25 protein-coding genes and 1 pseudogene are annotated in these 26130 nt (G+C 64.4%); 17 read left to right on the top strand and 9 right to left on the bottom strand.

The window, feature by feature from the left end; translation table 11 throughout:
• Nucleotides 1-126 precede the first annotated feature (126 nt).
• The 5 genes and pseudogenes from WM94_RS11130 (at nt 127) to WM94_RS30105 (ending at nt 5674) form a co-directional block, all read left to right on the top strand.
• Nucleotides 127-435, top strand: a complete 309-nt coding sequence (locus WM94_RS11130) for a DUF485 domain-containing protein (RefSeq protein ID WP_004376242.1) — start codon at nt 127-129, stop codon at nt 433-435.
• Nucleotides 426-1994, top strand: a pseudogene (locus WM94_RS11135) (cation acetate symporter); the annotation flags it as partial. The gene WM94_RS11130 and the pseudogene WM94_RS11135, both read left to right, overlap by 10 nt.
• A gap of 40 nt (nt 1995-2034) precedes the next feature.
• A complete protein-coding gene (locus tag WM94_RS11140) occupies nt 2035-3267 on the top strand; it encodes an OprD family porin (RefSeq protein ID WP_061551218.1) in 1233 nt (410 codons plus the stop codon).
• Between the two features lie 28 nt (nt 3268-3295).
• Nucleotides 3296-5347, top strand: coding sequence for a phenylacetic acid degradation bifunctional protein PaaZ (paaZ, locus tag WM94_RS11145; protein WP_061551219.1), 2052 nt, complete (start codon nt 3296-3298; stop codon nt 5345-5347).
• 156 nt (nt 5348-5503) lie between these two features.
• Nucleotides 5504-5674: a hypothetical protein gene (locus WM94_RS30105; RefSeq protein WP_155252250.1), complete on the top strand. Its 171-nt coding sequence runs from the start codon at nt 5504-5506 to the stop codon at nt 5672-5674.
• Between the two features lie 388 nt (nt 5675-6062).
• Here the strand turns inward: WM94_RS30105 and WM94_RS11150 are convergent, their stop codons facing one another.
• Both WM94_RS11150 and WM94_RS11155 read right to left on the bottom strand, forming a co-directional pair.
• The gene (locus tag WM94_RS11150) at nt 6063-6332 is read right to left on the bottom strand and encodes a DUF6555 family protein (RefSeq protein ID WP_054573301.1); all 270 of its coding nucleotides are present in this window, start codon (nt 6330-6332) and stop codon (nt 6063-6065) included.
• 167 nt (nt 6333-6499) lie between these two features.
• The gene (locus WM94_RS11155) at nt 6500-6709 is read right to left on the bottom strand and encodes a general stress protein (protein ID WP_003259459.1); all 210 of its coding nucleotides are present in this window, start codon (nt 6707-6709) and stop codon (nt 6500-6502) included.
• Nucleotides 6710-6988: 279 nt separating this feature from the next.
• On the opposite strand from WM94_RS11155, the gene WM94_RS11160 reads away from it, so the two are divergent.
• The gene (locus tag WM94_RS11160) at nt 6989-10771 is read left to right on the top strand and encodes a CheR family methyltransferase (RefSeq protein WP_061551220.1); all 3783 of its coding nucleotides are present in this window, start codon (nt 6989-6991) and stop codon (nt 10769-10771) included.
• 81 nt (nt 10772-10852) lie between these two features.
• Nucleotides 10853-11251, top strand: coding sequence for an NUDIX hydrolase (locus WM94_RS11165; protein ID WP_024087133.1), 399 nt, complete (start codon nt 10853-10855; stop codon nt 11249-11251).
• Nucleotides 11252-11315: 64 nt separating this feature from the next.
• On the opposite strand, the gene WM94_RS11170 is transcribed toward WM94_RS11165, so the two are convergent.
• Both WM94_RS11170 and WM94_RS11175 read right to left on the bottom strand, forming a co-directional pair.
• Entirely contained in the window at nt 11316-11867 is a 552-nt protein-coding gene (locus WM94_RS11170; protein ID WP_003259457.1) for an ATP-dependent Clp protease proteolytic subunit, read from the bottom strand.
• Nucleotides 11868-11889: 22 nt separating this feature from the next.
• Entirely contained in the window at nt 11890-12264 is a 375-nt protein-coding gene (locus WM94_RS11175; RefSeq protein ID WP_003259456.1) for a low affinity iron permease family protein, read from the bottom strand.
• Between the two features lie 165 nt (nt 12265-12429).
• On the opposite strand from WM94_RS11175, the gene WM94_RS11180 reads away from it, so the two are divergent.
• Genes WM94_RS11180 through WM94_RS11200 form a run of 5 tightly spaced genes read left to right on the top strand, consistent with a single transcriptional unit; the run spans nt 12430 to nt 16738 of the window.
• Complete coding sequence (locus WM94_RS11180) at nt 12430-13347, top strand: DUF72 domain-containing protein (protein WP_061551221.1); 918 nt, start codon at nt 12430-12432, stop codon at nt 13345-13347.
• On the top strand, nt 13344-14129 hold the full coding sequence (locus WM94_RS11185) for an endonuclease/exonuclease/phosphatase family protein (RefSeq protein ID WP_024087135.1): 786 nt from the start codon (nt 13344-13346) through the stop codon (nt 14127-14129). The genes WM94_RS11180 and WM94_RS11185 overlap by 4 nt, the downstream gene beginning before the upstream one ends.
• A complete protein-coding gene (clsB, locus tag WM94_RS11190) occupies nt 14126-15328 on the top strand; it encodes a cardiolipin synthase ClsB (protein WP_061302271.1) in 1203 nt (400 codons plus the stop codon). The genes WM94_RS11185 and clsB overlap by 4 nt, the downstream gene beginning before the upstream one ends.
• On the top strand, nt 15328-16275 hold the full coding sequence (locus WM94_RS11195) for a lysylphosphatidylglycerol synthase domain-containing protein (protein ID WP_013972628.1): 948 nt from the start codon (nt 15328-15330) through the stop codon (nt 16273-16275). Before clsB ends, WM94_RS11195 begins: the two co-directional genes overlap by 1 nt.
• A 34-nt stretch (nt 16276-16309) precedes the next feature.
• Nucleotides 16310-16738 (top strand): hypothetical protein, encoded by a 429-nt coding sequence (locus tag WM94_RS11200; RefSeq protein WP_015270339.1) that lies wholly within the window; start codon nt 16310-16312, stop codon nt 16736-16738.
• A 191-nt stretch (nt 16739-16929) separates the two neighbouring features.
• On the opposite strand, the gene WM94_RS11205 is transcribed toward WM94_RS11200, so the two are convergent.
• A complete protein-coding gene (locus WM94_RS11205) occupies nt 16930-17154 on the bottom strand; it encodes a metallothionein (protein ID WP_023661123.1) in 225 nt (74 codons plus the stop codon).
• Nucleotides 17151-17615 carry a hypothetical protein gene (locus WM94_RS11210; RefSeq protein WP_038409647.1) on the bottom strand — a complete coding sequence of 155 codons (465 nt, stop codon included), beginning with the start codon at nt 17613-17615 and terminating at the stop codon, nt 17151-17153. The genes WM94_RS11205 and WM94_RS11210 overlap by 4 nt, the downstream gene beginning before the upstream one ends.
• A 128-nt stretch (nt 17616-17743) precedes the next feature.
• On the opposite strand from WM94_RS11210, the gene ligD reads away from it, so the two are divergent.
• The 5 genes from ligD to WM94_RS11235 are packed head-to-tail and all read left to right on the top strand — an operon-like array spanning nt 17744 to nt 23353.
• Complete coding sequence (ligD, locus tag WM94_RS11215) at nt 17744-20236, top strand: DNA ligase D (RefSeq protein WP_061551222.1); 2493 nt, start codon at nt 17744-17746, stop codon at nt 20234-20236.
• Nucleotides 20237-20290: 54 nt separating this feature from the next.
• Nucleotides 20291-21334 (top strand): acyl-CoA dehydrogenase family protein, encoded by a 1044-nt coding sequence (locus tag WM94_RS11220; protein WP_061551223.1) that lies wholly within the window; start codon nt 20291-20293, stop codon nt 21332-21334.
• Entirely contained in the window at nt 21331-22086 is a 756-nt protein-coding gene (locus WM94_RS11225; protein ID WP_061551224.1) for a PIG-L deacetylase family protein, read from the top strand. The genes WM94_RS11220 and WM94_RS11225 overlap by 4 nt, the downstream gene beginning before the upstream one ends.
• An 11-nt stretch (nt 22087-22097) precedes the next feature.
• A complete protein-coding gene (locus tag WM94_RS11230) occupies nt 22098-22697 on the top strand; it encodes a bifunctional 2-polyprenyl-6-hydroxyphenol methylase/3-demethylubiquinol 3-O-methyltransferase UbiG (protein ID WP_013972635.1) in 600 nt (199 codons plus the stop codon).
• Nucleotides 22694-23353, top strand: coding sequence for a glycosyltransferase family 2 protein (locus tag WM94_RS11235; protein WP_061551225.1), 660 nt, complete (start codon nt 22694-22696; stop codon nt 23351-23353). The genes WM94_RS11230 and WM94_RS11235 overlap by 4 nt, the downstream gene beginning before the upstream one ends.
• Nucleotides 23354-23575: 222 nt before the next feature.
• On the opposite strand, the gene WM94_RS11240 is transcribed toward WM94_RS11235, so the two are convergent.
• The 3 genes from WM94_RS11240 to WM94_RS11250 all read right to left on the bottom strand — a co-directional run bounded on the left by WM94_RS11240 (nt 23576) and on the right by WM94_RS11250 (nt 26092).
• Nucleotides 23576-24397 (bottom strand): Ku protein, encoded by an 822-nt coding sequence (locus tag WM94_RS11240; protein ID WP_015270347.1) that lies wholly within the window; start codon nt 24395-24397, stop codon nt 23576-23578.
• A gap of 74 nt (nt 24398-24471) precedes the next feature.
• On the bottom strand, nt 24472-25377 hold the full coding sequence (locus tag WM94_RS11245; RefSeq protein WP_061551226.1) for an SDR family oxidoreductase: 906 nt from the start codon (nt 25375-25377) through the stop codon (nt 24472-24474).
• A 127-nt stretch (nt 25378-25504) separates the two neighbouring features.
• Complete coding sequence (locus WM94_RS11250) at nt 25505-26092, bottom strand: nucleosidase (RefSeq protein WP_061551227.1); 588 nt, start codon at nt 26090-26092, stop codon at nt 25505-25507.
• Nucleotides 26093-26130 lie beyond the last annotated feature (38 nt).

Raw genomic sequence — 26130 nt, forward strand, 5'->3', positions numbered from 1 at the left:
CTGCACAAGACCTGAGAGCAGCGCCCTACCTGTGGGAGCGGGTTCACCCGCGAAGAGGCCATCAGCAACACCGCAACACCCGCGTGACCTCAACAAAACAATTACAACACCCAGAGATCGCAACCCATGACACCCGAACGCATCGAAAGCATCGCCAACCACCCCGATTTCCAGCACCTGGTGCAGCGCAAACGCCGCCTCAACGGCAGCCTGACCCTGGCCATGCTGGTGATCTACTACGGCTTCGTCCTGCTTGTGGCGTTTTCCCCCAGCACCCTCGGCCAGTCCCTCAGCGGTGGCGTGACCACCGTTGGCATGCTGGTGGGCGTGCTGATGGTACTGCTGTCCTTCGCCTTGACCGGCATCTACGTGCACCGCGCCAACAACGTGCTCGACCCGCTCAACGACAAGGTCAAGCAGGAGTGCGCACAATGAACTGGACTGCCATCTCGATGTTCATGGTGTTCGTCTGCTTCACCCTGCTGGTCACCCGCTGGGCTGCCATGCGCACCCGCTCGGCCAGCGATTTCTACACCGCCGGAGGGGGCCTGACCGGCATGCAGAACGGCTTGGCGATCGCCGGCGACATGATCAGCGCCGCCTCGTTCCTGGGCATTTCGGCAATGATGTTCATGAACGGCTATGACGGCCTGCTGTATGCCCTGGGCGTACTGGCCGGCTGGCCGATCATCCTGTTCCTGATCGCCGAGCGCCTGCGCAACCTGGGCAAGTACACCTTCGCCGACGTGGTCAGCTACCGCCTGGCGCAAACCCCGGTGCGCCTGACCTCGGCCTTCGGCACCCTGGTGGTGGCGCTGATGTACCTGGTGGCACAGATGGTCGGTGCCGGCAAGCTGATCGAACTGCTGTTCGGCATCAGCTATCTGTACGCGGTGATGCTGGTCGGTGTGCTGATGGTCGCCTACGTCACCTTCGGCGGCATGCTCGCCACCACCTGGGTGCAGATCATCAAGGCAGTGATGCTGCTTTCGGGCACCAGCTTCATGGCCTTCATGGTGCTCAAGCATTTCGGCTTCAGCACCGAGGCGATGTTCGCCAGCGCCGTGGCCGTGCATGCCAAGGGCCAGGCGATCATGGCCCCGGGCGGCCTGCTGTCCAACCCGGTGGATGCCATTTCCCTGGGCCTGGGCATGATGTTCGGTACTGCCGGCCTGCCGCATATCCTGATGCGCTTCTTCACCGTCAGCGATGCCAAGGAAGCGCGCAAGAGCGTGTTCTATGCCACCGGGTTCATCGGTTACTTCTACCTGCTGCTGATCGTCATCGGCTTTGGTGCGATCGTCATGGTCGGCACCGAACCGTCCTACCGTGATGCCACCGGCGCCATTATCGGCGGCGGCAACATGGTCGCCGTGCACCTTGCCCAGGCCGTAGGTGGCAATCTGTTCCTCGGCTTCATCTCCGCCGTGGCCTTCGCCACCATCCTGGCAGTGGTCGCGGGCCTGGCGCTGTCCGGTGCATCGGCGGTTTCCCACGACCTGTATGCCTGCGTGGTGCGCCAGGGCAAGGCCAGTGAACAGGAGGAAATGCGCGTGTCGCGTATCGCCACGCTGCTGATCGGCCTGCTGGCGGTCATCCTCGGCCTGATGTTCGAGTCGCAGAACATCGCCTTCCTCTCGGGGCTGGTGCTGGCCGTGGCCGCCTCGGTCAACTTCCCGGTGCTGCTGCTTTCGATGTTCTGGAAAGGCCTGACCACCCGCGGCGCAGTGTGCGGCAGCATGGCCGGCCTGGTTTCGGCGGTGCTGCTGGTGGTACTGGGCCCGGCGGTGTGGGTCAACGTGCTGCATCACGAAACGGCGCTGTTCCCCTACAGCAACCCGGCACTGTTCTCCATGAGCCTGGCCTTCCTCGGCGCCTGGGTGTTCTCGGTTACTGACAGCTCCGAACGCGCCAGCCAGGAACGTGGCCGCTACCTGGCCCAGTTCATCCGTTCCATGACCGGAATCGGCGCCGCCGGCGCCAGCAAGCACTGACTCTCAGGGAAGAACAACCATGTCGGGTAAAACAACAACAATGAACCGCACGCACTTCATTTCGGCCGCCTGGCTGGCGACCCTCGCCCTGCCGATGCCGGCGATGGCAGACTTCATCGGCGACAGCCACGCCCGGCTGGAGCTGCGCAACCACTACCTCAACCGCGACTTCCGCCAAAGCAACGCACCGCAGGCCAAGGCCGAGGAATGGGGCCAGGGCTTTACCGCCAAGCTTGAGTCGGGCTTCACAGAAGGCCCGGTCGGCTTTGGTGTCGACGCCATGGGCCAACTGGGCATCAAGCTCGACTCCAGCCGCGACCGCCGCAATACCGGCCTGCTGCCTTTCGGCCCGAACAGTCATGAACCGGTCGACGACTACAGCGAACTGGGCCTGACCGGCAAGGTGCGGGTGGCCAAGAGCACCCTGCGCCTGGGGACCTTGCAACCGATCCTGCCGGTGGTGGTGTACAACGACACCCGCCTGCTGGCCTCCACCTTCCAGGGTGGCCTGCTCACCAGCCAGGACCTGGCCGGCCTGACCTTCAACGCCGGCCGCCTGACCAAGGCCAACCTGCGTGATTCCTCGGGCCGCGACGACATCGGCTACGGCGCCGCCAGCAGCGACCACCTGGACTTCGGCGGCGGCAGCTACGCCATCACCCCGCAAACCAGCGTCAGCTACTACTACGCCAAGCTCGAAGACATCTACCGCCAGCAGTTCGTCGGCCTGATCGATACCCGCCCGCTGGGCGAAGGCCTGAGCCTGCGCACCGACCTGCGCTACTTCGACAGCCGCAACGACGGCGCCGAGCGTGCCGGCAACATCGACAACCGCAACTTCAACGCCATGTTCACCCTCGGCGTACGGGCCCACAAGTTCACCGCCGCCTGGCAGCAGATGTCCGGCGACAGTGCCTTCCCGTTCGTGAACGGCGGCGACCCGTTCACCGTCAACCTGGTCACCTACAACACCTTCACCCGCGCCGGGCTGGACTCGTGGCAGGTGCGCTATGACTACGACTTCGTCGCCATGGGCATCCCCGGCCTGAGTTTCATGACCCGCTACAACGATGGCCGCCACGCCGAAACCGCCACTGTCAGCAACGGCCGTGAGCGTGAGCGCGACACCGACATCACCTATGTCATCCAGAGCGGCCCGTTCAAGGACGTCAGCCTGCGCTGGCGCAACGTCACCTTCCGTTCCGGCAATGGCCTGACCAACGCTGTGGACGAAAACCGCCTGATCATCGGCTACACCGTGGCGCTGTGGTAACAGCGCCCCCTCTACATTGGAGAACAGCATGTCTGCCGCCCCTACCCTGCAAAGCTTCATCGCCGGCCGCTGGCTTGGCCAGCACGGCGCCCAGGCCCTGCGTAGCGCCCTGGATGGCCACGTCCTGGCCTACAGCCACGAAGAGCGCCCGGATTTCGCCGAGGCCGTGGACTTTGCCCGCGCCCGTGGCCTGGCCACGCTGATGGCCATGGACTTCCAGCAACGCGCTGCCCGCCTTAAGGCACTGGCCCTGTACCTGGCCGAGCGCAAGGAGCAGCTCTACGCCCTGTCCCACCACAGCGGCGCGACCCGTGCCGACAGCTGGATCGACATCGAAGGCGGCAACGCCACGCTGTTCTCCTATGCGGGCATCGGCAGCCGTGAACTGCCGTCGGGCAATCTGGTGCACGAAGGCCCGGCCATCCCGCTGGGCAAGCAAGGCCATTTCGCCGGCAGCCACATCCTGGTGCCGCGCGCCGGCGTGGCGGTGCACATCAACGCCTTCAACTTCCCCATCTGGGGCATGCTGGAGAAGTTCGCGCCGACCTTCCTGGCCGGCATGCCGTGCATCGTCAAGCCTGCGACCTCGACCAGCTACCTGACCGAGGCCGTTGTGCGGCTGATGAATGCATCCGGGCTGTTGCCCGAAGGCAGCCTGCAGCTGGTGATCGGCAGCACCGGCGACCTGCTCGACCGCCTGCAAGGCCAGGACGTGGTGACCTTCACCGGTTCCGCCGACACCGCCGCCAGGTTGCGCGTCACGCCGAACCTGGTGCGCAACTCGGTGCCGTTCACCGCCGAAGCCGATTCGCTCAACTGCGCCATCCTCGGCCCGGACGTGACCCCGGACAGCGAAGAGTTCGACCTGTACATCAAGGAGGTGGTCCGCGAAATGACCACCAAGGCCGGGCAGAAGTGCACCGCCATCCGCCGCGCCATCGTACCGGCCAAACACATCGACGCGGTTGCCACGCGCCTGCGCGAGCGGCTGGCCAAGGTGGTTGTCGGTGACCCGTCGCTGGAAGGCGTGCGCATGGGCGCCCTGGCCTCCCACGACCAGCAGCACGATGTGGCCGAGCGAGTGCGCAGCCTGCTGCGGAGCTGCGACCAGCTGTTCGGTGCCAGCGATGGCTTTGCGCCGCGTGGCGAGGGCGTGGCCGAGGGCGCGTTCTTTGCCCCGACCCTGCTGCAGGCCCGTGACCCGCATGCCGAAGGCGGTGCCCACGATATCGAAGCGTTCGGCCCGGTCAGCACGCTGATGGCCTATGACGACCTCGATGAAGCCCTGGCGCTGGCCGCACGGGGCAAAGGCAGCCTGGTGGCGACCCTGGTCACCGCCGACCGCAGCGTTGCAGCCAAGGCCATTCCAGTGGCTGCCGCCTGGCACGGCCGCCTGCTGGTACTCGACAGCGAAGCGGCCAAGGAATCCACCGGGCATGGCTCGCCATTGCCGCAACTCAAGCACGGCGGCCCGGGCCGCGCTGGTGGTGGTGAAGAGCTGGGTGGCCTGCGTGCCGTCAAGCATTACCTGCAGCGTGCCGCAGTACAGGGTTCGCCGAGCATGCTGACGGCGGTAACCGGCGAATACGTGCGCGGTGGCGAAGTGATCGAAACCGAAGTACACCCGTTCCGCCGCTATTTCGAGCAGTTGCGCATCGGCGAGTCGCTGCTCACCCACCGGCGCACCGTGACCGAAGCCGACCTGGTCAACTTCGGTTGCCTGTCGGGTGACCATTTCTACATGCACTTCGACGAGATCGCCGCCAAGGAATCGCAGTTCGGCAAGCGCATCGCCCACGGCTATTTCGTGTTGTCGGCAGCGGCCGGGCTGTTCGTCTCCCCAGGTGCAGGCCCGGTACTGGCCAACTACGGCCTGGATACCCTGCGTTTCATCAACCCGGTGGGCATCGGCGACACCATCCAGGCGCGCCTGACCTGCAAGCGCAAGATCGACCAGGGCAAGACCAGCCCGCTGGGCCAGCCCCAGGGCGTGGTGGCGTGGGATGTGGAGGTGACCAACCAGCTGGGCGAGCTGGTCGCCAGCTACGACATTCTCACCCTCGTGCTGAAGAAGCCCTGACAGTACCGTTGGTCAGGGGTGGTGGACATCCAACCGACCGCCCCTGGCTGTTGCCGCTCTCATTCAATGAGGGGTGGTCAATGGCTTCGCCTCTCACTCCTGTATTGGGCCCGCCTGATCGCGGGCCTTTTTTTTATCGAGAGCGAGGGTTGCGAGATGAAAGAGTTTACTGCGATGGGTGGCGGCAGCGCACAGGATGACTGGCCGGAGCTCGAGCCGGACCGGCGCAATGACCGGGCAGATGACCCGGATGCCGACCCCAATGTGACTGATGACGAAGAAAACCGCCCGGGCGTGCCGGCCAGCGACCCCGAGTCCGGTGCCTAGACGGCCTGCGCGTACCTGTAGAAGCGGCTTTAGCAGCGAAGAATCCAACGCGGTGCATGGCACCGGCTGCGCCGGTGTTCGCGGGCGCGCCCGCTCCCGCAGGTAGGGCGCACTCCTTGAACTGGTGATGTCCCTGTGGGAGATTGCCCAGCCCTTTGGGCTGCGCTGTCGCGCAGAGAACCAATATCGCTCGTCTGACGCGTCCTTTGTAGGAGCAGCCTTGTGCTGCGAAGAGGCCGGTACAGCCAATAGACAGGCTTCGTCAGCCCCGGCCTCTTCGCAGCACAAGGCTGCTCCTACAGGACCTCGCCGAACCAATGAGTCATGTGTTGTTCTATGAGAGCGGGCATGCCCGCGAAGCAGGCGACACAGTGCTTTGGGCTAGGGATCACATTGTCGCCGCTGGCCCCCCCACCGACTGGTTCGGCTTGCTGCCGGATACCCGCCAGCTCACCGCGGTAATCCCGTAGCGCTCGGCCATCGGCCTGCTGACTTTTCTGATTTTTTCGCGCCCGAACTTCGGAATGATGCCGATGCCCGCATCACAACTTGCCCAATGCCAGGCCTCGGCGTTGTCCAGCGTCTCCAGACGGATGATGAAACTGCGCGGCTTGCCATGCAGTTGGTAATCGATGATGTATAGCTGTGGGCCAGGCATCGCAGGGGCCTCCTCTTCTCCATGGATGACACCCTGATTGATCGGGGTACGGCCAGAAGATTCAAAAAAATGTCGAGCAACAGGTACCAAAGGCCATTGCAGCCCCGGTACACAGGAGGTAGCCGGCACCCGGCACTGCGGGTACCGGGTGCCCAGAAGCACTCAACTCACTGTTGGCGGCCCCCGCCGTGGCTGTTCTGGCCGCCCTTGCGACCGGCCTCCGATGCCCGTTGGCGGTCGTTGGCGAAGTTGCCGCCAGAAGCCTGCCCACCCTTGTGCCCCGCGCGGGAGGCCCGTTCCCGGTCATTGGCAAAATTGCCAGGGTTGGTTTCCTTGGTGCCGCCGCGCTGGCTGGTTCGCTCTTGATCCTGCGCCATGTGGTATCTCCTTGCGATGGATTGGCTGCTCGCATGGATGTTTGCCATGCCTTGGTTCCGAGCCGCCGATCACAGACTTTGCTCAATGGTTTTGCCAGCAACTGACCAACGGCACCAAACGTGTGTCGGCAAAAGGTTTGGGCGGCGGATGCAGGCGGGTCGCACTTTCCTTCGCAAGCAGAGGTCTCAATAGCATGGCGACGGCCTATAATCCCGCCACACACACGCCCGATGATGCTGCTGAGGGCTGAACGTTCCGGTCTGCACAAGGCTCCGTCCATGAAGTCGTCCCCCAAGCAACCTGCCTCGCCCCAGAACCCGGCACTCAGCCCCAGCCACCTGGATTTCCCGGTGGTGGGCATCGGTGCATCGGCAGGCGGCCTGGAAGCGATCTGTACGCTGTTCCGGCAAATGCCCAGCGATTGCGGCATGGCCTTCGTCGTGGTCCTGCACCTGTCCCCCGACCACCAGAGCGTCGCCGACCGCATCATCCAGGAGACCACGCAAATGCCGGTGCGCCAGGTGACCGAGCCGGTGCCCATCGAGCGTAACCATATCTACGTGATTTCACCGGCCAATCGCCTGTCCACCAACGACGGCTACCTGCGGGTGACCCCGGCCAACCGGCGCCGTGGCGACCACGTGGCCATCGACCTGTTCTTCCGTGACCTGGCTGACGTGCACAAGGACCACGCCTTCTGCGTGGTGTTGTCCGGTACCGGTGCCGATGGCGCCGTGGGCCTGTCGCGGATCAAGGAGCAAGGCGGTGTGACCCTGGCGCAGACACCGGACGACGCCCAGTACGACAGCATGCCCCGCGCCGCCATCGAGACCGGCATGGTCGACCTGGTGCTGCCGGCGGCAGAAATGCCGCAGAAGCTGCTGGAGCTGTGGCGCAATGCCCGCCAGGTCCGGCTCCCGGAAATCGAAGACGATACCCTGCCTCCGGCCTTGGGCACCCGTGTCGGCGATGCCCAGGCCAGCGAGCCGATGCTCGAAGAGATCCTGCTGCAGTTGCGCAGCAATACCGGCCACGACTTCCAGCACTACAAGCGCGCCACGGTACTGCGACGCATCGAGCGCCGCCTGCATGTGACCGGCCAGGCAGACCTGGCGGCCTACCTGCATTACCTGGAACAGCACCCAGCGGAATCCCGGGCGTTGCTGGCCGACATGCTGATTGGCGTGACCAATTTCTTCCGCGACCGCGAAGCCTTCGAAGCCTTGGAGCGCCATGTGCTGCCGCAGCTGGTCTGCGAACGCGACCCGGCCGAGGGCGCAGACGAGATACGCGTGTGGTCGGCCGGCTGCTCCACCGGAGAAGAGGCGTACAGCCTGGCCATGCTGGTTTGCGAGCAGCTGGCACTGGAGCAGCGCTCGCACAAGGTGCAGGTTTTCGCCACCGACCTGGACGAACGCGCCATCGGCATCGCCCGCAGTGGCTCATACCCCGAGGCGATCGTCACCGACGTGCCGCCAAGCCGGCTGCGCCAGTTCTTCCTCAAGGAAGACCAGCATTACCGGGTGCGCAAAGAGGTTCGCGAAAAGGTGCTGTTCGCCCGGCACAACCTGCTGTCGGACCCACCGTTCTCGCAGATCGACCTGATTGTCTGCCGTAACCTGCTGATCTACCTGGACCGCGAGGTGCAGCGTGACATCCTGCAGATGTTCCACTTTGCCCTGCGCCCGGGTGGCTACCTGTTCCTCGGTTCGTCGGAGTCGGCCGACGTGGCCAATGAACTGTTCGCCCCGGTGGACAAGCGCAATCGCATTTTCCGCGCACTCGATGCCAGCAATACCGGCCGCCGTTCCGGCCGTCAGCTGCCCGGCACTTCTGCCGCCGGCAGGCCCCCGGAAGCGCTGGCCAAGGCCAAGCCGGGGCGCAAGCCATCGTTCGCCGACCTGCACTACCGCGCCCTGGCGCGTCGCATGCCGCCCAGCCTGATCGTCGATATCGATGGCAATATCCTGCACATGAGCGAAGGCGTGGGGCGTTTCCTGCAAGTGGCCGGTGGCGAACCGAGCCGCAGCTTGCTCAACCTGGTGCTGCCGCCCCTGCGCCTGGCCCTGCGCAGCACCTTGTTCCAGGCGCGCCAGGGGACCGAGGCGGTCACCTCGCGCCCTGTCGACCTGGCGGAAACCATGGGCAAGCTGCAGGTGGAAATCACCGTGCAGCCATACAGAGACGACCTCAGCGGTAGCGATTGCCTGCTGGTGGTATTCGAGGAGCGCGCGCCTGATCCGTCCCTGCCGATGCCTGGTGTCATCCGCCAGACCGACAGCATGGTCTTGCACAACCTCGAGCGCGAACTGCAGCGTACCCGCCTGCAACTGCAGGAAACCATCGAGCAGTCAGAGGTCTCCAGCGAGGAACTGACGGCTTCCAACGAAGAGATGCAGGCCATCAACGAGGAGTTGCGGTCGGCCAGCGAAGAGCTGGAAACCAGCAAGGAAGAGCTGCAGTCGATCAATGAGGAGTTGCTCACGGTCAACTACGAGCTGAAGAACAAGGTCGAGGAAACCGACAAGGTCAACGACTACCTCAGCAACCTGATCGCCTGCACCGAGATCGCCACGGTGTTCGTCGACCGCAACTTGCATATCCGTTGGTTCACGCCGCGCGCCACCGACCTGTTCAACATGCTGCCGGTCGATACCGGCCGTTCCCTGCTCGACATCACCCACCGCCTGGATTACCCGGCACTTGCCGACGATGCCCGCGCCGTGGCTCAGGGCGAGGCCATCATCGAGCGTGAAATCGGCGGCCAGGGCGATCACTGGTACCTGGCACGCCTGCTGCCCTACCGCTCCAGCGAGCAGAAAATCGACGGCACGGTGCTGACCTTCATCGACATCAGTAGCAGCCATGCCGCCGAAGAGCGCGTGCGCCTGGGCGAAGAGCGCCTGAGCAAGCAGCTGGCCGAGACGCAGAGTACCAGCCACATGAAGGACGAGTTCTTCGCCGTCATGTCCCATGAACTCAAGCACCCGCTCAACCTGATACAGCTCAATGCCGAAATCCTGCGCCGCCTGCCGTCGCTGCGGAACATCAGTGCAGCGAGCAAAGCCGTGGGTACCATCTGCGACGCGGTAACCAGCCAGGCGCGGATCATCGACGACCTGCTGGATGTGGCGCGCATTCGGACCGGCAAGCTTAAGCTCAAGACCGGACCTGTGGATCTGCTCGCCCTCCTGCAGGGCATCCACGATGTGGTGGTGAGCGAGCAACACCCCTGCCCGGTTCGCCTGGAGCTGCCCGCCGACACCCTGCCGGTGATGATCGAAGGTGACGTGACCCGCCTGGAGCAGATCATCTGGAACCTGCTCAACAACGCGCTGAAGTTCAGCCCGGCGGGCAATGAGATACGCCTGGTGCTGAGCCACGACGAAGACCACGCGCGGCTGCAGGTGATCGACCATGGCGTAGGCCTGAGCCACGACAGCCTCGAGCACATCTTCGACCTGTTCAGCCAGGCTACGCCGCAACAGGCCAGCCACAGCCGCGAGGGCCTGGGCATCGGCCTGTCGCTGGTACGGCAACTGGTCGAGGCCCATGGCGGTACCGTACGCGCCAAGTCACCGGGGCTTGGCCTGGGCTGCACCTTTGAGGTCACCCTGCCACTTTGCGATACGCAACTCCCGCAGCGTGAGCAAGGCTCGGAGCCACTGAGCGAGGGCCGCCTTAATGGAATTCGCGTGTTGCTGGTGGACGATTCCGTAGAAGTGCTGGCGGTAATGCAGGAGCTGCTGGAAATGGAGAGCGCCACTGTCAATGCCTTCAGCAAGCCGCGTGAGGCCCTGGACGCCGCTGCGGGTGAGGAATACGACATCATCCTGTCCGACATCGGCATGCCGGTGATGGACGGCCATGCGTTGATCAAGGCCCTGCGTGGCTACGTGCACCTGCGCCATACCCCGGCCATCGCCCTGACCGGTTATGGCGCCAGTGCCGACCAGTACAAGTCGCGCCAGTCGGGCTTCGATCGGCACCTGAGCAAGCCGGTGGGCTATGACGAGCTGGTGGAGGCCATCGAGGCGCTAAGCGGCTCGGTGCCCTACTGACCGTTGGTCGCTTTCAACGCAACGTTCATTGCCGCCGGGGGCCGAATCTACATGGAATGAGGGATTCGCCCGGGAGCCTGAATGAAACCAGTCAAGCATCGCGCAACGATCATCTGTCGGCATGGCAAACAAACCCATAAATGGCTGTGGGTGAGAAAGCCCAACGCCGCCTGGACCCTGCCCGGCGGCAAGATAGAGCCCGGCGAGACGCCGGTGCAGGCAGCGGAGCGTGAATTGCTTGAGGAAACCGGGTTGCAGGCAGAATCGCTGACCTTGTTGATGCGCCATGAAGCGGCAGAGCGCATGCATTATGTGTTCGAGGCGGAGTTCGCCGACGCCCCGCATCCCAAGGCGCTGCATGAAATTGCCGATTGCCGGTTCGCTCACCCGGACCAGGTGCCCATGCTCAAGGACGAAATCAAGCTGCTGATACGCTCATTGCTGGCGTGTGACCGGGCAATGGCAGCGTCGGTCAGATAGATCTTCTTGACCTGTGCCGGCCCTTTCGCGGGTGAACCCGCGAAAGGGCCGGCACAGGAATCAGCTAGGCATGCACACTCCACTGACAAGCCTCCGCCTCGATCGGCATCTCGTCTATGGCATGGATCATCCCGTTCGCCAATGCCTCCCGGGGCCCGAGTATCCGCGGGTACGCCATCAGATACCGTGGTACATCCAGCACCTCGTCCGCCCCTTCGGTCCGCTCGGCGACGATTTGCGCGTACAGCCGCAGGTCATAATCCAGGCTCATCGCGTATTCAGCCATGCGTGAGTGGTCGACCGAGCCATGCAAGGTCCAGTGGAAAGGATGAAACAGGAACTTGCTGTAACTGCATGCCGTGCGCCGTTCCCCGGCCAGGAAGATGATGTTGCCCATGGATTCCACCGTGCCCAGGTTGTGGGTATGCACCTCGACCGGTAACGCCCGCAGAAAGTTGTACAAGGTAAACCCGTAGCTGCACTCTCCGCCCATGGTGGCGATGTTCAGTTGCAGGACGTCGGCGCCCTGCTGCAACGCCCGCGAACAGGTGTTGATCAGGTTGCCGCAGGTGGATGAATTGATAGGCCCGGTGAAGTGGACGATATGTCTGGCCATGCTTGCCTCCAGGGTTGGCAGGTCATTCCTTGGTTGAATGCGCATCGTCACCCTGCCCGGCCATCTGCCGGTATTGCTTGCGCAGGGCATGCAGCTCGGCCGGATCCATGTCCTCAAGGTCCAGCAGCGCCTTGTGCGCCTTTTGGGTGGTGCGCAACAGCTCATCGATCTTGATGTGCAGTTCGTCGTTGTCGCGGTTCTGGGTGTTCTGGATCAGGAACACCATGAGGAAGGTGATGATGGTGGTCGAGGTGTTGATCACCAGTTGCCAGGTGTCGTTGAAGCCGAACAGCGGCCCGGTCACTGCCCAGATCAGGATCAGCAGGCAGGCGATGCCAAAGGTCAGCGGGCGGCCGGCCCAATTGGCCAGCCATTGGGCGAAACGGTCGAATTTCATCCTGGTGCCCTTCCTCGTAGCAGGTATGCGGTGGAAACGCCGCGGGCCGCAAAGTTCCGCGCCGCATCAGCCTTTTCCGTTGGTCAACCGTGCTGAACCCTGGCCGCTGTTCACCAGTCGCACCTTCAGAGTGACCGAACAAGGACTGGCAATGAGGAAGGCAGCGTGAGCGATATCCGCATCGGCATCTCCGGTTGGCGCTACGGCCCGTGGCGCAAGGATTTTTACCCGAAGGGCCTACCCCAGGACGACGAACTGGCGTTCGCTTCGCGGGCGGTCAACAGCATTGAAATCAACGGCTCGTTCTACAGCCTGCAAACACCCGAACGCTACCAGGGCTGGCATGACCAGACGCCGCCCGGCTTCGTGTTCGCGGTAAAAGCCCCGCGCTACATCACCCATGTACGCCGGCTCAAGGACATTGAAGAAGCAGTAGCGAATTTTTTCGCTTCCGGGCCGCTGCTGCTCGGCAAGAAGCTCGGGCCATTCCTCTGGCAGTTTCCACCCAACATGAAGTTCGACGAGGCCCGCTTCGCCCGTTTTCTCGAACTGTTGCCGCACAGTCGCAAGGCTGCCCGCGAATGCGCGCAGGGGTGTGCGCAACAACTGCGGGACAACGGCAGCACCGATATCAAGGGCAACGCTCGGCTGCGCCACGCTGTGGAGATTCGCAACGAAAGCTTTTTGTGCGAAGCCTTCATCAAGCTGCTGCGCAAGCACCGGGTAGCGCTGGTCGTGGCCGACAGCGCCGGGAAATGGCCGTATGTCGAAGACCTTACCGCCGACTTCGTGTACATGCGCCTGCATGGCGATGTCGAGCTGTACAGCAGTGGCTATACCGCCCAGGCGCTGCGGCGCTGGAAGCAGCGCATCCAGCACTGGAGCCAGGGCCGCCAGGCCGACGATGCCCAGCTGGTGGTGCAAGGCCCGCCACCACGGCGCGCTGCCCGGGACGTCTACTGCTATTTCGACAACGACCAGAAAGTCCATGCGCCTTATGACGCCCGGCGCCTGTTGCAGAAGCTGTCGCTGGACCATGAACTGATGACCGAGCCTGGCGTGGTGCCGGAGGTGCCCCTGTGAACAGGACCCTGCCTGCGCCGCACGGCATCATCGACAAGATCACCGCCGTGCGTCGGCTGAATGTGCTGACGTTGAACGTGCACAAGGGTTTCACCTTCTTCAACCGGCGCTTCATCCTGCCCGAGTTGCGCGAAGCCGTGCGCGCCACCGGCGCCGACCTGGTGTTCCTGCAGGAAGTGCACGGCAGCCACCAGCAACATGCCCTGCGCCACCCGGCCTGGCCAGATACGCCGCAGTACGAGTTCCTGGCCGACAGCATGTGGCCGCAGTTCGCCTACGGCCGCAATGCGGTGTACCCCCATGGGGACCACGGCAACGCGCTGCTGTCGAAATTCCCCATCAGCCGCTTCGACAACCTGGACGTCTCGGTGCAGGGCAACGAACAGCGCGGGCTGCTGCACTGCCAGCTGGAGGTGCCGGGCCATGACCAGGTACATGCGGTGTGCGTGCACCTCGGCCTGCGCGAGGCCCACCGGCAACGCCAGGTAAAGCTGCTGCTGGACCTGCTCGACAGCCTGCCGCCCAAGGCGCCGGTAATCATCGCCGGCGATTTCAACGATTGGCGGCTGAAGGCCGATGCCGTGCTGAGCGAACACCTGGTAGAGGCCTTCGGCGAACATTTCGGCACCCCGGCGCGCAGTTTTCCGGCGCGTCTGCCGCTGTTGCGCCTGGACCGCATCTACCTGCGCAATGCCATGCCCGGCACGGCCCAGGTGCTGTCGAAGTACCCGTGGTCGCACCTTTCCGACCACGCCCCTCTGGCTGCGGAGATCAAACTGTGAACCGACCCTGGGTAGACGGCAACAGCGTGCAGTTGCTGATCAATGGCGAGCAATACTACCCTCGCGTGTTCGAGGCCATGGCCCAGGCACGGGAGGAAATCCTGCTGGAGACCTTCATCATTTTCGATGACAAGGTTGGCCAGCAATTGCAGCAGGTGCTGATCGATGCCGCCCAACGCGGCGTACGTGTCGAAGTGGCCGTGGATGGCTATGGCACGGCCGACCTGCCCGACTCCTTCATTGCGGCCATGACCGATGCCGGGGTCAGTTTCCACGCCTTCGACCCGCAGCCGCGGCTGGTGGGCATGCGCACCAACCTGTTCCGGCGCCTGCACCGCAAGATCGTGGTCGTCGATGGCGAGCGGGCCTTCATTGGCGGCATCAACTACAGCGCCGACCACCTGGGCGACTTTGGTGCCATGGCCAAGCAGGACTATGCCGTGGAAGTCGCCGGCCCGGTGGTGGCGCAGGTGCATGCCGCCAGCAAGCGCCTGATGTCGCCGGTGCTGCAGCCGCCCAGCGCGGTACGGCCGCTGACCGAGCCTGCCGGTACCTGCAGCGCCGTGCTGGTCGAGCGCGACAACGGGGTGCGCAGCACCGATATCGAAGCCCACTACCTGCAGGCGTTTCGCAGCGCCCGGCAGCGCATCGTGGTGGCCAACGCGTATTTCTTCCCGGGCTACCGGTTGATGCGTGAACTGCGCAATGCGTCCCGGCGTGGCGTGGAGGTGCGGCTGATCCTGCAGGGCCAGCCAGACATGCGCTGGGTGCGGGCGCTGTCGCGGCTGTTGTACAACTACCTGCTGCGCGATGGTGTGGCAATTCACGAGTATTGCCAGCGGCCGCTGCACGGCAAGGTGGCGCTGGTGGACGATGAGTGGGCCACGGTCGGCTCCAGCAACCTGGACCCGCTCAGCCTGTCGTTCAACCTGGAAGCGAACCTGTTCATCCGTGATCGCGCCTTCAACCAGCAGCTCAACCAGCACCTGCAGCAGCTGGCCCGCGAACAATGCAAGCCGGTTACCCTGGAACGCATGGTTCGCGGCTACTGGTGGCGGGCGCCGCTGATATTCGTGTGCTTCCACGTGATCCGCCATTTCCCGCGGATTGCCGGCTGGTTCCCGGCGCACCGCCAGCACCTGCGCTCGGTGCAGCCGGAGGCCGAGGCACAGGGTGACTACCACGAGGGCCAAACCTGATGGCGCGTAAGAACTGGCAAACCTGGGGCAAGCGGCTGTTCACCCTGGCATTCCTGATCCTGATCCCTGCGCTGTTGTACCTGCTGGCGCGCAACCTGGACTGGAACGAGGTGCGCCAGTCGTTGCTGGCCTACAAGCCCGGCACCCTGGCCATAGGCCTGGCGCTGGCCGGGTGCAGTTACCTGACGTTCGCCAGCTACGACCTGCTGGCCCGGGCCTACACCGGCCACCACCTGCCGGCACGCCAGGTTTTGCCAGTGGCTTTCGTGTGCTATGCCTTCAACCTCAACTTCACCACCTGGGTGGGTGGCGTTGCCTTGCGCTACCGGCTGTACAGCCGCCTGGGCCTGGACACGGCTACCATCACCCGCATCCTCACCCTGGGCCTGCTGACCAACTGGATGGGCTACATGCTGCTGGCTGGCACCGTGTTCGCCTTGCGCCTGGTCGAGCTGCCCGCCAACTGGGCGGTCGGTGCCAGCGGCCTGCAACTGATCGGCGTGGTGTTGCTGGCGATTGCCGCTGGCTACCTGCTGGCCTGTGGCTTCGCCAAAAAGCGCACCTGGCGCTGGCGCGACCATGAGGTAACGCTGCCGTCGCTGCGCCTGGCGCTGTGCCAGGTTGTACTGGGTGCCAGCAACTGGGCGCTGATGGCGCTGCTGATCTTCTGGTTGCTGCCTGGCGAAGCCTTTTACCCGTCGATTCTTGGCATCCTGCTGATCAGCTGCGTTGCTGGTGTGGTTGCGCATATCCCGGCCGGGCTGGGTGTGCTGGAAACGGTGTTCCTGGCCCTGCTGCATGGGCAGCTTGCCCAGGGCACGCTGGTGGCGGCCCTGCTGGGCTACCGCACGCTGTACTACCTGGTGCCGCTGTTGCTGGCGGTGCTTGTCTACCTGATCCTCGAGAAACGCGCCAAGGCCATGCGCCGGCGCGACAAGCCTGCCTAGGCCTGACAAGGGCCATTGGCCCGGGAGGTGGCAAATGCGTAGCGCTGTCTTGAAGCCGATGTTGATACTGATGATGGCCAGCCTGCTCAGCGGCCAGGCCCTGGCCGAAGCTTGCAACGTGCTCACTCGCTCCTCCAGCGAGGCGGTAACGCCGGTGGAGCGACACAGCTGCTACAGCTACAGCAACCTGCCCGCCGAAGCGATCAACTGGTCGTGCAGCAATGAGAGCAAGGACATGCTCAACAGCGAAAAGCACAAGGTCGCGCGCTGTGCCGATGGCAGCGTTGGCAGTTGCATCGCGCCATTGACCCAGGAGGCATTGGCCAACCCCAAGGCAACTGGCGGTGACAAGCCGGCGTTGCCCAAGGATGCGCGGGTGATCACCTACTACTACGACACTCCCAGCCTGGGCCAGGCCCGCACCGATTGCGAGCGTAGCAACGGCATCTGGCAGACTCACTGATTCTGCAGGCTTGGCGCGTGTTTTGTAGGAGCGGCCTTGTGTCGCGAAAGGGCCGCAAAGCGGCCCCGGCAATTTTCCGTGCGAAGCTGAAATTCTGGGGCCGCCTCGCGGCCCGTTCGCGACACAAGGCCGCTCCTACAGGATCATCACCGCCCCATAGACCTATGCAGAACCTATGAGACGGCGATGTTTCAGGGCGAAATCGGGTCACTCGCCGGGAAGGTCTCGTCCAGCGCATTGTCCACGGCGCTTTCCTTGGTTTTTTCCCCGCAGTGGCAATCCGGCATCCGGCACGGCTCGCCATTGCGATGCCCGTTGGCACAGGCCTCGCAGCAATACACCTTGCCTTCGAGCCGCAAGGCATTGGCATCCACGGTGCAGGAACAATCTGCACAGGCACAACGCAACTCGTTCATGGCTTGCTCTCCTCGTCATCGATCACATCGTCGGTCCACGGTTCGCCATCAAGCGGTGCGGAGCGGGCCAGTTCGGCTTCGTCCAGGCCTATGCCGCCGCCAATCTCATTGGCCTCTACCCGCCTAAGGGTCTTGTCTGCAGGGCCACCGCTGCCACCGGGTTCGTGCGGGTCACGGGCACCGGTCTCGTCCAGCAAGGTGTCCGGGCTCAGGTCGTCGTAGGTGACGTTGTCCTCGTGCAGGCTGTCGCTCAACGCCTCGCCGCCAGTCATGCCGCTTTCGGCCACGCGCCGGGGCGGGAACTCGCGGGCCACGTCCGCGGCCGGTCGCTCGTCACCCGCACGCCCCTCGCGCTCGTCCAGGCGCTCGTCGAAGTCCAGTTCATGCACGCTGCCCATGCGGTCTTCGGTGTCGTCGATTTCAGTGGGGGTATAGGGCTTCGGTTTATCTGTTCGGGCCATGTGCGTTCTCCGTCAGGTGGCTTCATTCGGTCGACTGCACTTGCTGTTTGAAGATTCAGAGTTTTTTTGAACTACCGCCCGGGCCGTTGCCTCCCAGATTAGAGACTGCGAACCGCCCGGAGCCCGCCATGGCCAAGCCCCTGCAGGAATATGCGCGCAAGCGCGACTTCAATGCCACGCCCGAGCCCAGCGGCAAGCGCAGCCGTGGCAAGCGGGCCCACGGGCTGCAGTTCTGCATCCAGAAGCACGATGCCAGCCACCTGCACTACGACTTCCGCCTGGAACTCGATGGCACGCTGAAAAGCTGGGCCATCCCCAAAGGGCCGTCGCTGGACCCCAAGGTGCGCCGCCTGGCCGTGCACGTGGAGGACCACCCGCTGGACTACGCCGACTTCGAAGGCCATATCCCCGAAGGCCATTACGGCGCGGGCGACGTGATCGTCTGGGACCGGGGCATCTGGGAGCCCGAAGGTGATGCGCGTGAGGCCTATGCCAAGGGCAAACTGCGTTTCCGCCTGCAAGGCGAAAAGCTCGGCGGTGTATGGAACCTGTTCCGCACCCACCTGGCCGGCAAGAAGGAGCAGTGGATGCTGGTCAAGTCGCACGACGGCCTGGCGCGCAGCGAAGCCGACTACAGCATCGTCGACGCCCAGCCCGACAGCGTGCTCAGCGACCGCACGCTGGTGCCGCGCAAGCCCGCAGCAAAAAAGGCCGCCGCGGCACGTCGCAAAGCCGCCAGCAAAGGCCGGAAGGTGCCGTTGCCGGCGCAGCTGCAGCCACAACTGGCGACCTTGGTCGACTCCCCGCCCAGTGGCGACTGGCGCTACGAGGTCAAGTTCGACGGTTACCGCATCCTTGCCCGCATCGACGGTGATGACGTGCGCCTGTTCACCCGCAATGGCCATGACTGGAGCGGCAAGATGCCCAGGCAGGTTGCCGCTTTGCGTGCGCTGGGCCTCGATTCGGCCTGGCTCGATGGCGAGGTGGTGGTGGCTGGCGAAAACGGCGCGGCGGACTTCCAGGCGCTGCAGAACGCTTTCGACACCGAGCATGACGAGCACATCACCTATTACCTGTTCGACCTGCCCTTCCTGGGCGGCCAGGACCTGCGCCAGTTACCGCTGCAGGACCGGCGCGACACCTTGCAGCGCCTGCTGGAGCACAACGAATCGGACGTGCTCAAGTACTCCGACGATTTTGACCAGCCCGTCGAGTCCCTGCTCGACAGCGCCTGCCGGCTGCAACTCGAAGGCCTGATCGGCAAGCGCGTCGACAGCCCCTACAGCGGCCGCCGCAGCCCTGACTGGATCAAGCTCAAGTGCAAGCAGCGCCAGGAGTTCGTGATCGTCGGCTACACCGACCCCAAAGGCAGCCGCAGCGGCTTTGGTGCCCTGCTGCTGGCCTTGCACGACAACGAGAGCGGCGAGTTGCGCTATGCCGGCAAGGTCGGCACCGGCTTCAGTGCAACCACGCTGGCCAGCATCCATGCCCGGCTGAAACCGTTGGAAATCGCCAGGCCGGCCCTTCCCAACCCGCCCACCGGGGCCGAAGCCCGGGGCGTGCACTGGCTGAAACCGCAACTGCTGGCCGAAGTCGCCTACGCCCAGATGACCCGTGACGGCATCGTGCGCCACTCAGTGTTTCACGGCCTGCGTGATGACAAACCGGCTACCGCCATCGACCTGGAGCGCAGCATGCCCGCCAAGACCCTGCCCAAGCGCAAGCAGGCCAAGGCCCCCGAGGCCTTGGGCGAGCTGCGCCTGACCCACCCCGAGCGGGTGGTCGACGCCACCAGCGGCGTTACCAAGCGCGAGGTCGCCGAGTACTACGCCGCCGTCAGCCAGTGGATACTGCCCCAGCTCGAGCACCGCCCGGTGGCGCTGGTGCGCGCGCCGGATGGCCTGGCCGGGGAGCTGTTCTTCCAGAAGAACGCCGGCCAACTGCATCTGCCCAACGTGCTCAGCTACGACAAGGCCGAGGCCGGCCAGGCGGCGATGGTCGTCAACCGCGCCGACACCTTGCTGGGTGCCGTGCAGATGAACATGATCGAGCTGCACACCTGGAACGCCACCGACAAGGACTTCGACAAGCCCGACCGCTTCGTCCTCGACCTCGACCCGGACCCGGCGCTGCCGTGGAAGGCCATGCTCGAAGCCACCCAACTGGCCCTGACGCTGCTGGATGAACTGGGCTTGAAGGTGTTTCTCAAGACCAGTGGCGGCAAAGGCATGCACCTGGTCGTGCCCCTGACCCGGCGGGCCAGCTGGGATGAAGTCAAGGCGTTCAGCCACGGCATCGTCGATTACCTGGCCAGGCTGTTCCCCGACAGGCTCAGTGCCGTGTCCGGGCCCAAGAATCGCATCGGGCGCATCTTCATCGACTACCTGCGCAACGGCAAGGGCGCGACCACCGCCTGCGCCTATACCCTGCGCGCCCGCGAAGGCCTGCCGGTATCCGTGCCGATCTGGCGCGAGGAACTGCCGCAACTCAAGGGCGCCAACCAGTGGAACATCGGCAACGTGCTTGAACGCCTGGGTGATGTGGACGACCCCTGGGCCGATTATGGCAAGACCAGGCAATCGATCACCGTGGGCATGCGCAAGCAGCTGGGGCTGGCCTGATGACGGCTTGCCTGCAGCGCCACGCCCGCAATGCCTCACCAAGGAGCCGAGCCCATGAGCATCGTCCAGGATTTTGACCTGACCAACCTTGATCGCCTGTTGCGAGCCTTCGGCGAGCGGCAGCAACCGCTCAACCTCGATACCCAGTTGCCGCAGCTGATTCAGGCACTGCAAGCCGACCACCTCGACCTGCTGCCCCTGCCCGGCCAGGGCAATACGCTACGGCGCTGGCAAACCCTCGCCCGGGTGGCAGGCTGTGACCTGGCCTTGGCCAAGCTGTACGAGGGCCACACCGACGCGTTGGCGATCCTTGCCGAATGCGCGGCTGCACACCACGCTGCCGAGGGTATATGGGGCGTGTGGGCCGCCGAACCGCCGGATTCCCGCGCCTGCATTGTCGCCCGTGATGGCGACCAGGTTCGCCTGGAGGGTCGCAAGGCCTGGTGTTCGGGCGCACTGCAGATCGACCGGGCGCTGATCACGGCCTGGGACCAGCATGACCAACCCCAGCTGGTGGCCATCGAACTGTCCCATCCCAGCCAGGGCCTTGTCATAGACCGCTGGCAGGCCATCGGCATGGCCACCACCGCCAGTGTCGAAGTCGAGTTCAACCACACCCCTGGCATCGCCATCGGCCGCCCCGGGCAATACCTGTCACGCCCCGGCTTCTGGCATGGCGGTGCTGGCATTGCAGCCTGCTGGTACGGCGCCGCCGAGGCATTGGCCGATTACCTGCGCGAACACTGCCGCAACCCCCGCCCCGACCCACATGCCGACGCTCACCTGGGCGCGGTCGATGCCGCCTTGTACGGCGCCAGGGCGGCACTGCGCGAATGCGCGGCATGGATCGACCGCCAGCCAGGCGCAGACGCCAGCTTCGAAGTGCGCCGCACCCGCGCCCAGGTGGAACAGGCCGTTGAACAGGTGATCCACCACGTTGGCCGGGCGCTGGGCGCCACTCCTTTCTGCCGTGACAACCACTTTGCCCGGCTGAGTGCCGACTTGCCGGTGTTCCTGCGCCAGAGCCATGCCGAGCGCGACCTGGCGGCGCTCGGGGAGCAATTGGCAAAACAGCCGGCGGGAGTCTGGCAACTATGAGCGAGAACCTGATCCAGGCGAACAGCGGTACACCGTGGGCGGACTGGCAGCAGGCCGCGCACCTGGCCAGGGCCACCTGGATCACCCCTCAGCAATTGTGCCCGCCGGGCCGCCGCCTGGTGCTGCTGGCACCGCACCCCGATGACGAGATTCTCATGGCCGGCGGGCTGCTGGCGGGCTTTCATGGCCGGGAAGACGACCTGGTGTTGATCTCCGCCACCGATGGTGAAGCCAGCCACCCTGGCTCTACCCACTGGAGCGAACACCGCCTGCGCCGGCAAAGGCCACTGGAGAGCCGCCATGCCCTGCAACAGCTTGACCTAGACCTCGGCCGCCTGGACTGGCGGCGGCTCCACCTCAAGGATGGCGCGTTGCCACGTGACGAGGCCTTTCTGCTCAACCACCTGAGCCAGTTGCTCAGGCCTGACGACCTGCTGATGGCCACCTGGAGCGGCGATGGCCACTGTGACCACGAAGCAGTAGGCCGGGCTGCCGCGCAGGCGGCCCGGATGCGCAAGGCGCAATGCCTGGAGGTACCCGTGTGGGCGTGGCACTGGGCACGACCGGACGACCCGCGTCTGCCGTGGCCGCGTGCCCACCGCATTCAGCTGGACGAGGCCAGCCTGGCCCGCAAGCGCAAGGCCCTGGCCGCCCATGTCAGCCAACTCGAACCGGACGGCCAGTGCCCGCCCGTACTGCCGCCGAACTTGCTGGATTGTCTGCTGCAACCTTTCGAACTGGTGTTCCTGTAAAAGGAGTTGTCATGAGCCTCGACCCACAGTATTTCGCCGACCTGTACGCCACCAGTGAAGACCCTTGGGCCTTTCGCACCCGCTGGTACGAAAAGCGCAAGCGCGAGCTGGTCATGGCCTGCCTGCCGCGCCAGTGCTACCAGCGCGTGTTCGAGCCCGCTTGCGCCAATGGCGAGCTCAGCGCCTTGCTGGCCGAGCGTTGTGCCAACCTGGTGTGCCAGGACCTGGACCCTACTGCGGTAGCGCTGGCCGGTGAACGCTTGGCTGGGCTGCGCAATGTCTCGGTGGAACTGGCGCGGCTGCCGGCGGACTGGCCAGGTGGGCGTTTCGACCTGATCGTGCTGAGCGAGGTGGGTTACTACCTCGACCCGACCGACTGGTTGCAGGTGATCGAACAGTCGGTGGCCAGCCTGACCTACGACGGCGGGCTGCTGGCCTGCCACTGGAAGCATCCCATCGCCGGCTGCCCGCAGGACGGGCGTGAAGTGCACCGCATGCTGGCCCGTCACCTTCCGCTGTATCTGCAGTTCCAGCATGACGAGGCGGACTTCTTGCTGGAGTACTGGTCCTCTCAGCCCAGCGTGGTCGACCTCGATGAGACCTGCCCATGATTGCCGTGGTGATCCCGGCCCACAACGAGGCCCGGCGCCTTGGGCGCTGCCTGCGGGCAGTACTGGCTGCCGCCCTGCAGGCGCAGCAGGCGGGGCACCAGGTGGAGGTGCTGGTGGTGCTGGACCGCTGCAGCGATGGCAGCGCCGCCGTGGCAAGGCGGTTCGGTGTACAGGTGCTGACCGTGGATGCCGGCAACGTCGGTATGGCCCGCCGGGTGGGCGCGGCATACATGCTCGAGCGCGGCGCGCAGTGGCTGGCGTGCACCGATGCCGACAGCCGGGTGCCGGCGCACTGGCTGCTGTCGCAACTGGCCTGCAGGGCCGAGGTAGTGTGCGGCACGGTGCACGTCGAGTACTGGCAACCCTGGCAGACAGCGGCCTTGCGCAAGCTGTACCACAGCCGTTACCAGGCACATGAAGGGCATCGGCATGTGCATGGGGCCAATCTGGGTGTGTGTGCCGACGCCTATGATCGTGTGGGCGGCTTCCAGCCACTGGCGGCGCATGAGGATGTGCAATTGGTCAGCGACCTGCAGGCCAGTGGTGCGCAGATCGTATGGACCGCCAGGCACAGCGTGGCCACCAGCAGCCGGCGCGACAGCCGCGCCCGCGAAGGGTTTGGTGATTATCTGGCGGGGTTGCAGACACAGGTTTGAGGAGGCTTGTGTTTGACTCTTGGTTCAGCAGTTTCTGTAGGAGCAGCCTTGTGCTGCGAAGAGGCCGGTCCTGACAAAGCCTTTCTATTGCTTGTACCGGCCTCTTCGCAGCACAAGGCTGCTCCTACAAAGGACGCTTCAAACGAGCGATATTTGTTCTCCGCGCGACAGCGCGGCCCCAAAGGGCTGGGCAATTTCCCACCCAGTGCAAGCGCAACGGAATCACGACGCCTTGCGTGTCTTCTTCGCCGGCTTCTTGCCACCGAGGCTGCGCTTGAGCAGTTCGGTGAGGTCGAGGATGTCTGCGCCTTTCCCTGCTTCCGTCGCCTCGCCCTTCTCCACGGTCTCGATCTTGCCCTTGCTGGCCTTTTCTTCCACCAGGTCCATGATGGTCTGGCGGAAGGCATCGTGGTAATCCGCAGGCTTCCACTGCCCGCTCATGTCCTCGACCAACCGCTTGGCCATGTCCAGTTCGCGCTTGTCCACCTTGGCCTCGGTGACGCTGCTGTCCAGCTCCAGCGTTTCCAGCCCACGCACTTCTTCAGGCCAGCGCAAGGTGATCATCACCAGCGCATCATCCAGCGGCCGCAGCAACGCCAGGTGCTGGCGGGTGTGCAGCACTACCGTGGCCAGCGCCACCTTGCCGGTCTTCGCCAGGGTTTCGCGCAGCAAGGCGTATACCTTGCCGCCACGGCGGTCGGGGGTAAGGTAATACGGCGTGTCGAAGTGCTGCAGCGGGATCTCGCCAGCCTCCACGAAGGAGAAGATATCGATCGTCTGGGTCGCCTCGGGCCGGGCCTTGCGGATTTCCTCCTCGCTGATCACCACATAGCGGCCCTTCTCGAATTCGACGCCCTTGACGATGTTGTCCTTGTCGATTTCCTTGCCAGTGACCTTGTTCACCCGCTTGTAGCCGACCGGCTCCATGCTGCGCTTGTCGAGCCAGTCGAAATCGACCCGCTCGGTTCGCACCGCGGTATTGAGGGCCACGGGGATATGCACGAGACCGAAACTGATGGCGCCTTTCCAGATTGCCCTAGCCATTGAAGGTGCTCCCAGGGTTGCCTGCCAATACCTGAATCGACTGCAACGGGCGGCGAAGGTTTAGCCGCCCCGCCCTACGGCAGCGGGTTGCCGCCGGTCACGCCGAACACCTCGCCGGTGATGTAGCTGGACTCCTGGCTGGCCAGCAACACATACACCGGCGCACACTCGGCGGGTTGCCCCGGTCGCTTCATCGGCGTTTGTGCGCCGAACTCGGGAATTTTCTCCGGCGGTTGGCCGCCACTGGGCTGCAACACGGTCCAGATGGGCCCCGGGGCCACGGCATTGACCCTGATGCCGCGCTCGATCACCTGCTTGGCCAAGGCCTTGGTGAAGGCGACGATCGCGGCCTTGGTGATGGCATAGTCGAGCAAGGTGGCCGAAGGCTGGTAGGACTGGATCGAGGCGGTATTGATGATGGTCGCCCCCGCCGGCATCAGCGGCACGGCCGCCTGGCACAGCCAGAACAGCGCGTAGACGTTGGTTTTCAGGGTGTGGTCGAACTGCTCGTGGCTGATCTGGCTGATGTCCTTGCGCGCCTCCTGCTTGCCGGCGACGTTGACCAGGATGTCCAGCCCGCCAAGTTGCTCATGGGCCTGGTCGACCAGCTCCTTGCAGAACTGCTCATCCTTCAGGTCACCGGCAATTGCCACCACCTTGCGGCCTTCGGCTTCAATCAGCTTGATGACTTCGCGGGCATCGGGTTGCTCGATGGGCATGTAGTTGAGGGCAATGTCGGCACCCTCACGGGCAAAGGCGATCGCCACTGCACGGCCGATGCCCGAATCCGCACCGGTGATCAGCGCCTTGCGCCCTGCCAGGCGGCCAAAACCCTTGTAGGTGGTTTCGCCGTGGTCTGGCTCGGGCTGCATGTTGGCATCCAGCCCCGGTGCTGGTTGGCCTTGGGCCGGGAATGGTGGATGCGGGTACTGGGTCAGCGGGTTCTGCATGCTGAACTGGTCGTGGGGTTTGTTAGGCATGGGGGCCTCTCCTCTGGTGTACCGGTGTTGGCCCATTCGCGGGCTTGCCCGCGAAGGCCGTCCTACCGTTTTCGAGGAGAGCCCTCATCGATGGTTTTTTTCGACTGGCCCAAACACCGACCAGCGGTCACACCGGGCTAAACAGCACCCGCCTGAAGGCCTCGGCAGCCAGGTGCACCTGTACCGCCCAGTCCTGCGCCGCATCACTGCCGGCATCATCGGAAATGTACTTCAGGCACACGAACGGGATGCCTTCGCTGCGTGCGATCAGCGCCAGCACGTAGGCTTCCATGTCGACCACGTCATAGGGTGCATCGCCATGGTTGATCTCGAAGCTGTCACCACTGCCGCAGGTCTCCAGGGGCAGGCCGGGGATCTGCGCCCCATGCTCCAGCACCACCGGGATGTCCGACAAAGGTGTCTGGTAACGGGCGAAGCCCAGTGGGGTCACGTCCATGTCGCGCTGCACGAAGCGGGTGCAGCACACCACCTCGCCCTTGCCATGGCGCTGGCTGCCGGCCGAGCCGAGGTTGACGATCAGCCTGGGCCGGCGCGCAGCAATGGCCTTGGTCAGGGCGATGGCGGCATTGACCTTGCCGATGCCGGTGAACACGGTGTTGACGTCAGCGAATACATCGCCGGCCTCGGCTTCGAGGGCGAAGACAAACAACGTGTCGTCCAGGGAAATGTCGGGGAATTGCTTGATCAGCATCATGGCGCAGGTGGTTCCGGGTGGCTGCGAAAGGCGCGGCC

It is taken from the genome of Pseudomonas sp. ABFPK, assembly GCF_001586765.1.
GTDB classification, from domain to species: Bacteria; Pseudomonadota; Gammaproteobacteria; order Pseudomonadales; family Pseudomonadaceae; genus Aquipseudomonas; species Aquipseudomonas asiatica.

What these genes read in the sequence shown, in the direction of transcription:
- WM94_RS11130 (WP_004376242.1), top strand. Translation starts at nt 127, where the DNA reads ATGACACCCGAACGCATCGAAAGCATCGCCAACCACCCCGATTTCCAG.
- WM94_RS11140 (WP_061551218.1), top strand. Translation starts at nt 2,035, where the DNA reads ATGAACCGCACGCACTTCATTTCGGCCGCCTGGCTGGCGACCCTCGCC.
- paaZ (WP_061551219.1), top strand. Translation starts at nt 3,296, where the DNA reads ATGTCTGCCGCCCCTACCCTGCAAAGCTTCATCGCCGGCCGCTGGCTT.
- WM94_RS30105 (WP_155252250.1), top strand. Translation starts at nt 5,504, where the DNA reads ATGAAAGAGTTTACTGCGATGGGTGGCGGCAGCGCACAGGATGACTGG.
- WM94_RS11150 (WP_054573301.1), bottom strand. Translation starts at nt 6,332, where the DNA reads ATGCCTGGCCCACAGCTATACATCATCGATTACCAACTGCATGGCAAG.
- WM94_RS11155 (WP_003259459.1), bottom strand. Translation starts at nt 6,709, where the DNA reads ATGGCGCAGGATCAAGAGCGAACCAGCCAGCGCGGCGGCACCAAGGAA.
- WM94_RS11160 (WP_061551220.1), top strand. Translation starts at nt 6,989, where the DNA reads ATGAAGTCGTCCCCCAAGCAACCTGCCTCGCCCCAGAACCCGGCACTC.
- WM94_RS11165 (WP_024087133.1), top strand. Translation starts at nt 10,853, where the DNA reads ATGAAACCAGTCAAGCATCGCGCAACGATCATCTGTCGGCATGGCAAA.
- WM94_RS11170 (WP_003259457.1), bottom strand. Translation starts at nt 11,867, where the DNA reads ATGGCCAGACATATCGTCCACTTCACCGGGCCTATCAATTCATCCACC.
- WM94_RS11175 (WP_003259456.1), bottom strand. Translation starts at nt 12,264, where the DNA reads ATGAAATTCGACCGTTTCGCCCAATGGCTGGCCAATTGGGCCGGCCGC.
- WM94_RS11195 (WP_013972628.1), top strand. Translation starts at nt 15,328, where the DNA reads ATGGCGCGTAAGAACTGGCAAACCTGGGGCAAGCGGCTGTTCACCCTG.
- WM94_RS11200 (WP_015270339.1), top strand. Translation starts at nt 16,310, where the DNA reads ATGCGTAGCGCTGTCTTGAAGCCGATGTTGATACTGATGATGGCCAGC.
- WM94_RS11205 (WP_023661123.1), bottom strand. Translation starts at nt 17,154, where the DNA reads ATGAACGAGTTGCGTTGTGCCTGTGCAGATTGTTCCTGCACCGTGGAT.
- WM94_RS11210 (WP_038409647.1), bottom strand. Translation starts at nt 17,615, where the DNA reads ATGGCCCGAACAGATAAACCGAAGCCCTATACCCCCACTGAAATCGAC.
- ligD (WP_061551222.1), top strand. Translation starts at nt 17,744, where the DNA reads ATGGCCAAGCCCCTGCAGGAATATGCGCGCAAGCGCGACTTCAATGCC.
- WM94_RS11220 (WP_061551223.1), top strand. Translation starts at nt 20,291, where the DNA reads ATGAGCATCGTCCAGGATTTTGACCTGACCAACCTTGATCGCCTGTTG.
- WM94_RS11225 (WP_061551224.1), top strand. Translation starts at nt 21,331, where the DNA reads ATGAGCGAGAACCTGATCCAGGCGAACAGCGGTACACCGTGGGCGGAC.
- WM94_RS11230 (WP_013972635.1), top strand. Translation starts at nt 22,098, where the DNA reads ATGAGCCTCGACCCACAGTATTTCGCCGACCTGTACGCCACCAGTGAA.
- WM94_RS11235 (WP_061551225.1), top strand. Translation starts at nt 22,694, where the DNA reads ATGATTGCCGTGGTGATCCCGGCCCACAACGAGGCCCGGCGCCTTGGG.
- WM94_RS11240 (WP_015270347.1), bottom strand. Translation starts at nt 24,397, where the DNA reads ATGGCTAGGGCAATCTGGAAAGGCGCCATCAGTTTCGGTCTCGTGCAT.
- WM94_RS11245 (WP_061551226.1), bottom strand. Translation starts at nt 25,377, where the DNA reads ATGCCTAACAAACCCCACGACCAGTTCAGCATGCAGAACCCGCTGACC.
- WM94_RS11250 (WP_061551227.1), bottom strand. Translation starts at nt 26,092, where the DNA reads ATGATGCTGATCAAGCAATTCCCCGACATTTCCCTGGACGACACGTTG.